The sequence below is a fragment of the Flagellimonas sp. CMM7 genome (genome assembly GCF_021390195.1).
GTDB lineage: Bacteria > Bacteroidota > Bacteroidia > Flavobacteriales > Flavobacteriaceae > Flagellimonas.
In genome coordinates this window covers 2,930,967-2,943,497 of record NZ_CP090003.1, presented here as the reverse complement: position 1 = coordinate 2,943,497, position 12,531 = coordinate 2,930,967, and the positions used below count along the sequence as shown (strand labels likewise).

The following is a 12,531-nucleotide window of genomic DNA, read 5'->3' as shown; positions in this document are numbered from 1 at the left end:
AACTTATGCGAGAAGAAGTACTTGAGCTTTACGATAAGGTGGTAGAAGCAAACCCCAACTTCGTAAGAAAGGGAAAAACGATGCCCTATACTTCGGCAAACGGATATATGTTTTCCCTATTAAACAAAGACGGCGAGTTGGGCATTCGCCTTTCTAAGGAAGATACAGTCAAGTTTGATGAAACTTATGGTGTCAAACCCCTTAAATCCCACGGAGCAACCATGCGGGAGTATGTTTTGATTCCTGAGTCGCTTTTAAAAGATGAAGAAACCTTAGGGAAATATCTTCAAAAAGGATTTGAATATGTAATGTCCCTACCTCCAAAATAATTTAACCCTTTTACAATTTTGTATTAAAAAAGGCTGTTCAATTGAACAGCCTTTTACTCTATAAGTTTAGAACTTAACTATTCGTCAGCTCCCGCTATTTTCTTTTTCAATGCATCAAACATAATTGGTGTTGCAATAAATACAGAAGAATATGTACCTACAACTACACCAACAATCATCGCAAACATAAATCCTCTTAGACTCTCTCCACCAAAGACGAAGATGGCCAATAACACGATCAATGTGGTTAATGATGTATTCAACGTACGACTCAACGTACTATTTAATGCTTGATTAATGTTATCTCCGTTGTTCCATCCTTTTAGGTTCACAATCTCCCTAATACGGTCAAATACAACCACCGTATCGTTCAAGGAGTATCCTATAACGGTAAGAATCGCCGCAATGAATGCTTGGTCAATCTCCATATTAAAGGGCATAATACTACCTGTTAAAGAGAAGATCCCCAATACAATCATAACATCATGGAATACCGCAATAACAGCTCCTAAAGAGAATTGCCATTTTCTAAATCGTAATAAGATATACAAGAATACAACGGCCAAAGAACCAATAATGGCCAAAAAGGCATTGTTCTTAATATCATCTGCAATGGTAGGACCAACTTTTACGGATTGCAATATACCTATGGATTGATCTGATGCCCCTACGGTAAAGTCTTCAAAAGAAGTACCATCTGGCAAGTATCTCTGCAGTGACGTATATAATTTATTTTGAATTTCATTATCCACTTCAATACCTTCAACCTCTACCTTGTATGGTGTGGTCACCTTAATCTGATTGGCTTCACCAAAAGTTTTTACATTGGTTCCACTACCAAATACAGTATTCAATTCAGAAGCTATCTCAGATGGATTAACGGCTTTTTCAAAACGAATTTGGTAAGAACGTCCCCCGACAAAATCAACGCCTTGTTGCAATCCAGTAGTAAATAATGAAAATACTCCTATACCCACTAAAATAAAAGAAATGATATACGCGATTTTTCGTTTGCTCAAGAAATTGATTTTCATATTCTTGAACAGATTCTTGGTTATTGCTGTGGAAAAATCCAAGCTTCTTCCTTTTTTGGAAACATACCAATCCACCAACAAACGTGTAATAAAAATAGCTGTGAACAAGGAAGTAACAATACCTATTAATAAGGTAGTTGCAAATCCTTTAATTGGACCTGAGCCAAATATAAAAAGTATGATAGCCGTAAGCCCTGTTGTAATATTCGCATCCAAAATAGAGGATAATGCATTACTGAAACCATCAGCAACGGCTTGGGCTTTTCCTTTACCCTTGGCCAATTCTTCTTTGATACGCTCAAATATCAGTACGTTCGCATCCACAGACATACCAATGGTCAAAACAATACCTGCAATACCAGGTAAAGTTAATACAGCACCTAAGCTTGTAAGTACTCCAAAAATTAATACAATGTTCAGTATTAGAGCAATATCTGCAAAAATTCCAGCTTTTCCATAATAGAAAACCATCCAAACCAATACAAACATCATGGCTATCAAGAAAGACATAAAACCACTATCAATAGCTTCTTGCCCTAAAGATGGACCAACAACTTCTGATTGAATTATCTCTGCTGAAGCTGGTAATTTACCAGCTCGTAATACGTTCGCAATATCTTTAGTTTCATTTACGGTAAACGTTCCTGTGATCTCTGAACGACCACCAGATATTGGTCCTGTAGAAACTCCGGGAGCAGTATATACTTTATTATCCAAGACAATGGCAATACCAGTTTGGTTGTTGAAAGCGTCGCCGGTCAACTTTTCCCATTCCTTAGCCCCTTTTGTATTCATGGTCATGCTTACCGCCGCCTTATTATACTGATCAAAAGTATCTTGTGCGTCAGAAACCACATCTCCACTTATTCTAGGAGTATTGTCCCTATTCGATTTTAATGCGTACAATTCTGCCAATTCAGAATCCTTGGCAGATCGCTCCCAAAGGAACTTAGTAAACTGAACATCATTTGGCAACAGCCTTTTGATTTCTCGCATTCTAAGGTATCCGCCTATTTCAGCAGTATCCGTAACCAGTACTCTAGCAACTGCATGACTGCCCGGACTAGCAGGAATTAATTTACCCAATAATGGATTTACCTGAGCTGTTAAGTCCAAAGAATCTTGGGCAACATCTGATAATAAAGAATCAATTTCTGATTCTGGTTTAGAGATTTCTTCTTCTGTTTCAACAGGTTCTAAAATTTCCTTAAGCTTCTCATTTGCATTCACAAAAAAGGTTCCCAAGCTCTGGTTGCTTTGAGAATAGGTTTCCCAAAACTCCAATTGAGCTGTACTGGAAAGTAGTTCTTGCGCTCTTGCAATATCCCTTGCTCCAGGTAGCTCTACTAATATACGGCCAGAATTTCCTTCTCTCTGAATGTTAGGTTGTGTTACTCCAAAACCATCAATACGTTCACGGAGTACCTCAAAAGCAGAAACGATGGATTCATCAATCTTCGTTCTAATGATAGGTTTAACCTCATCATCAGTCATCTGAAAATTGACAACATCACTTAATCCTTTATTTGCGAAAATATCAGGTGAAGCTAATTTGGCGTCCCCTTTTATATTGTCAAAAGCTTCAAAAAACAATTCCAAATACGTATTGTCACTACTTTTAGAAGCATTGTCCGCATCTGCCAAAGCTTTGTTGAAAATTGGATTTTTGGTATTGTTTGCAAGACCTTTCAATATATCTTTTACAGAAATCTGTAAGGTCACGTTGATCCCTCCTTTAAGGTCCAATCCTTTATTCAGTTCTTTTTTCTTAGCATCATCATAACTGGTATAACCCAAAACTGGATTACTACCAATAGAGTCTAAGTATGATGCTTCTAAAGCCTCACGCTTTGCTACATAGTCTTCTTCAGCTTCCGTGATTTGGTTAACAGCAAATGTTTCAGCATCCTTTTCCAACTTACTTGCGATGAAAGTGTAGGAAAGCTGATAAATACTTACCAAACCAAAAAGGAGCGCGAAAAGCTTTATAAGTCCTTTATTTTGCATTGATTATTAAATTTTTAGAAGTTTTCTTAAACAGCGTGCAAATATATCATTTCCCACAAGATTTGCCAATAGAATTTAGGGGAATTGCAAATGGGCAGTCTCCTGCCCATTTATTTTAAATCTTAAAATGTATCAAAGCTTACAGTTGAAGTAGGCCGTTGGTTTTTTTAACTCCTTCGGCACTTTCTTGCATTTTGGCTTTTTCTGCATCGCCCAACTCAATCTCAACAATCTTTTCAATACCGTTTCTACCCAGTAATACTGGTACTCCGATACAAATATCAGTAAGGCCATATTCTCCTTCTAAAAATGTAGAGCATGGGAACATTTTTTTCTGGTCACAAGCAATTGCCTGTACCAATCCAGACACGGCAGCTCCTGGAGCATACCAAGCACTGGTTCCCAATAACTTTGTTAGTGTAGCCCCTCCTACTTTGGTATCCTCAACTACTTGTTGCATACGGTCCTCGGCCAAAAACTCAGAAACCTTTACACTATTTCTTGTGGCGTGCCCAATTAATGGCACCATTCCCTTATCACTATGACCGCCAATTACCATTCCATCTACATCAGAAATTGGAGCTTCTAAGGCTTCTGCCAATCTGTACTTGAAACGAGCACTGTCCAATGCACCTCCCATACCTATAATCCTATGTCTTGGCAAATCTGTGGTTTTATGGACCAAATAGGTCATTGTGTCCATTGGGTTACTTACCACAATCAAAATAACATTTGGAGAATGTTCCAAAAGGCTGGAAGATACCGTCTTTACAATTCCTGCATTAATACCTATAAGTTCTTCACGCGTCATTCCCGGTTTACGAGGAATACCTGAGGTAATTACAGCTATATCACTTCCCGCAGTTTTAGAATAATCACTTGTACTTCCAGTAATTTTGGTATCAAAACCATTTAAGGAGGCTGTCTGCATCAAATCCATTGCTTTTCCTTCAGCATATCCTTCCTTAATGTCCAATAAGACAACTTCTGATGCAAAATTTTTCATTGCGATATATTCGGCACAACTTGCACCAACTGCACCTGCTCCTACTACGGTAACTTTCATCTTTTTAGGTTTAAAATTAATGGCTCAAAAATAAGGCATTTAGGTAAGAAAAAAACTGATTTTTGGCATTTTACCAAATATCTATTTTCCTGTCGCCTTGTAAGTAAATTACACCTAATGTTAACAAAACACGTAGTTCAACGAAGAAACATACATTAGGCATACCTTACATCGAATTTGCAACAATAGTTCTTTATAAATCAGCGTTATGTTAATCCCAAATTACGTTTAACCTACTTAGCCTATGAAAAAGTTCTTTTCATTGTTGTCAATTGTATGCATAATTGCCATTAGTAACTGTACCAGTATCCCAGAAAACAATGATCCTATTTTGGGTATCTGGGCACGCGCCGGTTCAACACTTGACAACAAAAACGAAAATACTACTCGGGAGGAGTGGATTTTCAACGATGTATACTTAGGTAGATACCAAAGTTACTCTGATTCCAATCTATTATTTTACACCGATTTTAAATGGTCTGAAGAAAATGGTGTGTACACCATTATTTATTCTGATACTGAAATAACTGATGTTATTGTAAGTTTAGAGGAGACCAATGATCCAGAAATATTAGCTCTGGAGAATGGAGCGGTCTTTGCCACTAGAGAGTAATTAAAAGACGCGCAATATAAAAATTAAAAGGCCCCAACTTTCATTGGGGCCTTTTTCATGTAACACTAATTTAATCTATCTAAATCCAAAGTTCACTCCAAATGTAAAGGTGCTAAACTCGGCAATGTTGTAATCGGCATTAATTCTAAAGAAGCCTAATTTTAGTTTTGTTCCAATATTGGCCGAAGCTCCACTTACTTTGTTGTTTATCGCAAATGGATCATTGTATACAATAGGAGCACCAATGGTAGTTTCTATTTCATATCTTCCCAATATATCTATATCGGATTTTCCTGTAATGTAGTTTAATCCACCATAAAAGTTAATTACTGGTAAACGCGTAGAGACTACCGCACTAAAGTTCCAAGAGCTAAATTGTGCATCTATACGTTGATTTTCTCCACTAACAGCACCGGTATCAGTAAAATCATATTCTCCACTTAGATTAGTATAACCAATTACTGCAGAAATGGCTACTGGGAGCAATTTATCTGCTGGAAGATGTTTTGTAAAATCATGTTGAATACCAAAGCCATAAAGCCCAATAGACACATCATCCGTTTTTATTTTGGGTAAAAATCTAGCTTTGACCTCAGTTCCTTTGATTAAACCCACGCTAGCTTGAATATATCCTGAAGGAACAAAGTTTAGGTCTTCCGAAGACAGACCAGATGGAAGTTCAAATTCTGTGCTTACTTGCTGCCCCTCAATTGTAGCGTTAATAGCAACATCTACCCCTTCTATATCGCCTAACGCAGTTGCCACTTCTTTAGAAGTGCTGCCATCCACAAAAGTGAGGTTTTCATAATCTGCTGTATTGAGCGTAAAAGCTTTTTTATCGCCTTTATTTTTAAATCCGGTAATATTACCTATGATTGAAATTTCAAATCCACCCAATGGTTTTGCGTCGGCTGAGTTATACCATCCATTGGAGATACTATAAATCCCTGCTTCTGTAACTGGAGCTATCCAGTCGGAGGTAAACCTTTCTGCATCATTTAGCCCTGCGGCTAAAATGTCGTTTAGATTGGATTGCGCCATTCCTAAGGAAAAACTACATAATGCGAACAATAAAATTATTCTTTTCATCTTGTAAAATTTTTCCTAAAACTAAAAAACTCGCCCTGTAGGAGCGAGTTTTTGTTGTGAAATGCTATTATCTATACATCTATGTTCGCATAGACAGCATTTTTCTCTATAAATTCCCGTCTTGGAGGCACCTCATCCCCCATTAACATGGAGAAAATACGGTCAGTTTCTGTTGCATTATCTATGGTGACTTGTCGTAAAGTTCTAAAATCAGGATTCATTGTAGTGTCCCACAATTGTTCTGCATTCATTTCACCAAGACCTTTGTAACGTTGTATACCAGCTGCTCCATTCATAGACTCTACAATCTCATCACGCTCCTCATCATTCCAAGCATACCTTCTTTTAGTACCTTTTTTTACCAGATATAATGGCGGGGTAGCGATGTAAACATGTCCTCCTTCTATCAATTCACGCATATATCTGAAGAAGAATGTAAGAATCAACGTCTCAATGTGACTACCATCCACATCCGCATCACACATGATTACCACTTTGTGGTAGCGTAATTTTTCGAGATTCAACGCTTTACTATCATCTTCGGTTCCTATGGTAACACCGAGTGCCGTGTAGATATTTTTAATCTCCTCATTTTCAAAAACCTTATGCTGCATGGCTTTCTCAACGTTCAAGATTTTACCTCGTAACGGCAATATTGCCTGAAACTTTCTATCTCTTCCTTGTTTGGCTGTTCCACCTGCAGAGTCACCCTCTACCAAGAACACTTCGCAATTGGCTGGATCTTGATCTGAACAATCTGATAGTTTTCCTGGAAGACCTCCAATACTCATTACCGTTTTACGTTGGACCATTTCCCTAGCCTTTGCAGCTGCGTGTCTTGCCGTAGCTGCTAAAACCACTTTTTGAACAATTACTTTTGCGTCGTCTGGGTGTTCTTCCAAATAATCCGTAAGCATTTCTGAAACGGCCTGACTTACTGCACTCGTAACCTCTCTGTTACCTAGTTTAGTCTTAGTCTGGCCTTCAAACTGTGGTTCACCCACCTTAACTGAGACAATTGCTGTTAATCCTTCTCTGAAATCATCTCCAGCAATTTCAAATTTTAGCTTATCCAGCATTCCAGAACTATCTGCATATTTCTTTAAAGTGGATGTTAATCCTCTTCTAAAACCTGACAAATGGGTCCCTCCCTCATGGGTATTAATATTGTTTACGTAAGAATGAAGGTTTTCCGTAAACCCTGTATTGTAGACCATGGCCACTTCAACCGGAATTCCATTCTTCTCACCTTCCATAGAGATGACGCTTTGTATCAACGGTTCTCTGTTACTATCTAAAAATCTGATAAATTCTTTTAGCCCTTCTTTGGAATGAAATGTCTCGGAGACAAATTCACCCTTCTCATCCTTGTTGCGCTTATCGGTTAACGTAATTGTAATACCCTTATTCAAATAGGCCAGCTCACGCATTCTATTTGCCAAGGTATCATAACTGTACTCTGTGGTCTGGGTAAAAATGGTATTATCAGGAACAAACGTTACAACAGTACCTGTTTCTTTGCTCTCACCTATACTTTTAACAGGGTATGATGTTTTACCTCTTTCGTATTCTTGCTCCCAAATTTTACCCTCTCTGTAAACTGTTGCTTTTAAATGGCTAGAAAGTGCATTTACACAAGAAACCCCTACCCCATGGAGACCACCAGAAACTTTATAGGAATCTTTATCAAATTTACCACCAGCACCAATCTTTGTCATTACAACTTCCAATGCCGAAACCCCTTCTTTCTTATGAAGGCCTACGGGAATACCTCGCCCGTTGTCTTTTGTAGTTATGGAATTATCTTCATTGATAGTAACATTAATAGTATCACAATAACCACCCATGGCCTCATCAATGGAATTATCCACTACTTCATATACCAAATGATGCAATCCTCTTGTACCTACATCTCCAATATACATAGAAGGTCGCATGCGCACATGCTCCATCCCCTCTAGGGCCTGAATGCTATCTGCCGAATATTGGTTTTTTTTAGCTTCTTCGCTCATATAATTTCTTTATTAGCCTTGAAATTTTCAAATCTCACAAATATAAGGAATACCCAGTGAAATTAGGTGCTAGAAGCGATTCACACCTCCTAAGTTATCAACAAGTGAATGTGGAAAAATAAGGTTTGGTTTTTTATGCGAAACTTACCCCAGTAAGCATCAAAAAGCCCCTTGGTTAAGGGGCTTTTCTGACTAATTGAAAATGAAACAAAACGGCATCTTCCTACATCATATTCTATAACTTGGTTGGTTATTTTACATATGCATCTTCATGTACGTTAGCAACTGCCCTTCCAGAAGGGTCATTCATGTTTTTAAAGGCTTCGTCCCATTCCAAAGCTATTTTGGTACTGCAAGCTACTGAAGGCTCCTGTGGAACGCTAAATGCCGCTGCATCTGAAGGGAAATGACCTTCAAAAATAGAACGGTAGTAGTACTCTTCTTTACTTGTGGGTGTTTGTATTGGAAACTTAAAATGGGCATTTGCCAATTGTTCATCACTTACTTCCTGATCTACCAGCTCTTTTAGTGTATCAATCCAGCTGTAACCCACTCCATCTGAAAACTGCTCCTTTTGCCTCCAAGCTACACTATGCGGTAAATAGGATTCAAACGCCTTACGAACCACCCATTTCTCCATACGCTCACCATTGATCATTTTATCTTTTGGGTTAATGCGCATGGCAACATCCATAAACTCCTTATCCAAAAACGGAACTCGTCCTTCAATTCCCCATGCAGCAAGTGACTTATTGGCCCTAAGACAATCATACATGTGCAACTTATCTAGTTTTCTAACCGTCTCTTCATGAAAATCTTTTGGGCTTGGGGCTTTATGGAAATATAGGTACCCTCCAAACAGTTCATCTGCACCTTCTCCCGATAAAACCATCTTTATTCCCATTGACTTAATCACCCTTGCCATTAGGTACATAGGAGTAGAAGCCCTTATTGTGGTAACATCATAAGTTTCCAAGTTAAAGATCACATCTTTAATAGCATCTAAACCTTCCTGTATAGTAAACTTTATCTCATGGTGGATAGTTCCAATATGCTCGGCCACTTTTTGGGCGGCTGCCAAATCTGGCGAACCTTCCAATCCAACAGAAAAGGAATGCAATTGGGGCCACCATGCCTCCTTGGTATCACCTGATTCAATCCTCATTTGAGAGTATTTTTTTGCAACTGCAGAAGTTACCGAAGAATCCAATCCTCCAGACAACAAAACTCCATAAGGCACATCAGACATTAATTGACGGTGGACCGCAGCTTCCAAAGCATCTCTAATCTCAGTAATGCTGGTTTCATTTTCCTTTACGGCCTCATAATCCATCCAGTCTCTCTTGTACCATCTTTTAAACTCACCGTCTTTGCTATGCAAATAATGACCTGGAGGGAACAATTCAATTTTTGAGCATGTTCCTTCTAAAGCTTTAAGTTCTGATGCCACATAGAAAGTTCCATTTTTATCCCAACCTATATAAAGTGGAATAATCCCCATATGGTCCCTTGCTATGAAGTACTCATCCTTTTCGCTATCATATATGGCAAAACCAAAAATTCCGTTCAGTTCATCTACAAAATCGACACCCTTCTCTTGATATAATGCTAAAATTACCTCGCAATCCGATTTAGTCTTAAACTCATAACTGCCTTCAAATTGTTGTCTAAGTTCCCTATGATTATAAATTTCCCCATTAGCCGCTAAAATCAATTTTTCGTCCGCACTAAAAAGTGGCTGTTTTCCAGATGCTGGATCTACAATGGCTAATCTCTCATGTGCCAATATTGCTTTATCATCTGAATATATTCCACTCCAATCTGGACCTCTATGCCTAACTTTTTTGGACATTTCCAATAGTTGAGGCCTCAACGCTTCTGTACTTTCCTTAACATCAAACGCGCATACAATTCCGCACATATCTTTATTTTTATAACAATTTTAATACAAATATGATTTTATAGTTTCATAAATAAAACATTAAATACATTATTAATTACAATTCATAATTAAAAAATGTATTTAAATTAAAAATCAGTATAGTTTTAAATTATTTTGCGCAAATTTTGAACATTTTGAAAGGTTGTCAAATTTTAACGTCTCTTTATAAAAACCCCATTCAATTACACGCTAGTTTTGGGGACAACTAAAATTTTAATCATGAAAAATGTATTCTTACTTACTTTCTTAACCCTAACATTGGTTTTTTCTACGGAAGCCACTGCACAAAAGTTTGGTGGTTTAGATAAAAGCCCTGCGGACATAGCTGCATATCCTTCTAGTTATAGAGTTTCGGAAAAAGCTGTTCGCGTAATTTATAGTCGCCCACAGTTAAAAGGTCGTAGTCTTTCTGAACTTGCGCCAGCAGGTAAGGTTTGGAGAACTGGAGCTAACGAAGCACCAGAAATTACTTTTTACAAGGATGCCACCATTGGCGGAAAATCTGTAAAAGCTGGAACTTATGCATTGTTTACCATTCCTGGAGAGAGTGAATGGACTGTTATTTTGAACAGCAATTTAAATCAGTGGGGCGCATACTCCTATGATAGTGCTGCAGATGTTGCAAGAGTTACTGCTAAAGCCAGTACCGACAGCGAGTCTTTGGAAGCATTCTCTATTGCTTTTGATGAAGCTGGAAAAAATATGGTCATGGGATGGGGAACCACTCGTGTTTCTTTAGCTATGAGCCTATAATCACAATAATTTTAATGTAAAAAAGCGAGCCTATCGGCTCGCTTTTTTATTTTACTTGATTTCCTCCAACAAAAACTTGCTCAGCTTCTAGGTTAGGGATACCGTCAACTGGCATGGTCATAATATCATCACTTAAAATAATAAAGTCAGCAAATTTCCCAATCTCTATACTCCCTTTTTCACTTTCTTCAAAGTTAGAATGTGCAGCCCAAATTGTCATTCCTTTTAAGGTTTCTTCTCGGGAGAGGGCATCCTTCATTTGAAAACCTCCCTCAGGATACTTTTCCAAATCTTGACGTGCCACAGCTGCATAAAATGTTAAAAACGGACTTACGCGTTCTACAGGGAAATCGGTACCCAAGGCCACTGTACCTGCTTTATCCAATAATGTTTTAAAAGCATAGGCGCCTTGCACACGTTCCTCACCCAAACGATCTTCTGCCCAGTACATGTCGCTAGTAGCATGTGTAGGCTGTATGGATGGAATTATCCCATTTTCAAAATAATCAAAATCTGCTTCTGAGATTACTTGCGCATGCTCCACTTTCCAACGTCTATTTGGCTTTCCTTCAAGCGCTTTTTTATAAGCTCTCAAAACAACAATATTGGCAGAATCTCCAATGGCATGGGTATTCATCTGGTATTCCGAAGCCGCAATACGTTCTGCTAAACCTTCAATTTGGTCCACAGGAGTAATCATGGCACCAAAATGTCCTTCTTTATCCGAATATGGTTCTCTTAGTGCCGCTCCACGAGAGCCCAAAGCACCATCACCATAAACTTTTACGGAGCGAACATTTAACCTATCTGTCTTGATAATTCCTTTATCCAAATAATAATCTAGGTTTTCTTTGGTATTGCTTACCATAGCGTACACCCTTATTGACAATTCTCCAGCATTTTGCAAACTATCAATCAACTCAATTGTGGGCTTGTACAATCCTGCATCATTAACCGTAGTCAAACCATAATCCAAACATAAACGTTCCGCATCTTTTAGCGCCTGAATTTGAGTTGTCCTGTTCGGTTGTGGAATAACGGCATCTATCATTCTTTGAGGGTTATCTACCAACACACCCGTTATTTTTCCATCCTTTTTTACAATTTCACCGCCCTCTACCTCAGTGCTAGCAGTAATTCCTGCTAAATCCAAAGCTTTTTGATTGACCAAATAAGCATGTCCGTCCACTCTTTCTAAGGCGATAGGTGTATCAGGAAATAGTTCGTCCAGCTTATCTTTTGTAGGGAATTCTTTGACCTCCCAATCATTTTGGTCCCATCCCCTACCTTGAATAAAGTTGGTTGGATGTTCTTTTTGAAATGCAACTACTTTATCAATGATCTCATCAAAACTAGAGGTACCAACTAAATCCACAACTTGTTGGGTAAGTCCCAATCCATAAAAGTGACAATGCGCGTCTATTAATCCAGGAACAATAGTTTTTCCTTCCGCATCTATCTCTTTCTTTGCCTTATATTTTTGATTGATATCCTCAACATCAGTAACCGCCACAATTTTCCCATCTTTTACAGCAATACTCGTTGCTTTGGAGAAATTGGCATCTACCGTATAGACATTCGCGTTGAAAACGATTAAATCTATCTCTTCTTTTGAATTACAGGAAGCAAACAAAAGAGTAATTGAAAAATAGAAAAGAAACTTATTCATTTTTGAAGGTTTCCTTC

The 12,531-nt window shown here is 38.2% G+C and carries 9 protein-coding genes; 3 read left to right on the top strand and 6 right to left on the bottom strand.

All coding sequences use genetic code 11. The features are described 5' to 3' along the window. Positions 1-5: 5 nt before the first annotated feature. Positions 6-329: a hypothetical protein gene (locus LV704_RS13380; RefSeq protein ID WP_163423256.1), complete on the top strand. Its 324-nt coding sequence runs from the start codon at positions 6-8 to the stop codon at positions 327-329. Between the two features lie 77 nt (positions 330-406). Here the strand turns inward: LV704_RS13380 and secDF are convergent, their stop codons facing one another. Both secDF and mdh read right to left on the bottom strand, forming a co-directional pair. After that, positions 407-3,370, bottom strand: a complete 2,964-nt coding sequence (gene secDF / locus LV704_RS13375; RefSeq protein WP_163423257.1) for a protein translocase subunit SecDF — start codon at positions 3,368-3,370, stop codon at positions 407-409. 139 nt (positions 3,371-3,509) lie between these two features. Continuing rightward, positions 3,510-4,436: a malate dehydrogenase gene (mdh, locus tag LV704_RS13370; RefSeq protein WP_163423258.1), complete on the bottom strand. Its 927-nt coding sequence runs from the start codon at positions 4,434-4,436 to the stop codon at positions 3,510-3,512. Positions 4,437-4,680: 244 nt separating this feature from the next. Here mdh and LV704_RS13365 point away from each other — a divergent pair, with 244 nt between their 5' ends. Further along, positions 4,681-5,049, top strand: a complete 369-nt coding sequence (locus LV704_RS13365; RefSeq protein ID WP_233782041.1) for a hypothetical protein — start codon at positions 4,681-4,683, stop codon at positions 5,047-5,049. 75 nt (positions 5,050-5,124) lie between these two features. Here the strand turns inward: LV704_RS13365 and LV704_RS13360 are convergent, their stop codons facing one another. The 3 genes from LV704_RS13360 to asnB form a co-directional block, all read right to left on the bottom strand. Next, the gene (locus LV704_RS13360) at positions 5,125-6,138 is read right to left on the bottom strand and encodes a DUF6588 family protein (RefSeq protein ID WP_163423259.1); all 1,014 of its coding nucleotides are present in this window, start codon (positions 6,136-6,138) and stop codon (positions 5,125-5,127) included. 71 nt (positions 6,139-6,209) lie between these two features. Next, positions 6,210-8,150, bottom strand: coding sequence for a DNA topoisomerase (ATP-hydrolyzing) subunit B (gene gyrB, locus LV704_RS13355; RefSeq protein ID WP_163423260.1), 1,941 nt, complete (start codon positions 8,148-8,150; stop codon positions 6,210-6,212). Positions 8,151-8,400: 250 nt separating this feature from the next. After that, positions 8,401-10,071, bottom strand: coding sequence for an asparagine synthase B (gene asnB, locus LV704_RS13350; RefSeq protein ID WP_163423261.1), 1,671 nt, complete (start codon positions 10,069-10,071; stop codon positions 8,401-8,403). 240 nt (positions 10,072-10,311) lie between these two features. On the opposite strand from asnB, the gene LV704_RS13345 reads away from it, so the two are divergent. Further along, a complete protein-coding gene (locus LV704_RS13345; RefSeq protein ID WP_163423262.1) occupies positions 10,312-10,845 on the top strand; it encodes a DUF2911 domain-containing protein in 534 nt (177 codons plus the stop codon). Between the two features lie 46 nt (positions 10,846-10,891). Here LV704_RS13345 and LV704_RS13340 read toward each other — a convergent pair whose 3' ends face one another. Continuing rightward, complete coding sequence (locus tag LV704_RS13340; protein WP_163423263.1) at positions 10,892-12,514, bottom strand: amidohydrolase; 1,623 nt, start codon at positions 12,512-12,514, stop codon at positions 10,892-10,894. Positions 12,515-12,531: the final 17 nt, after the last annotated feature.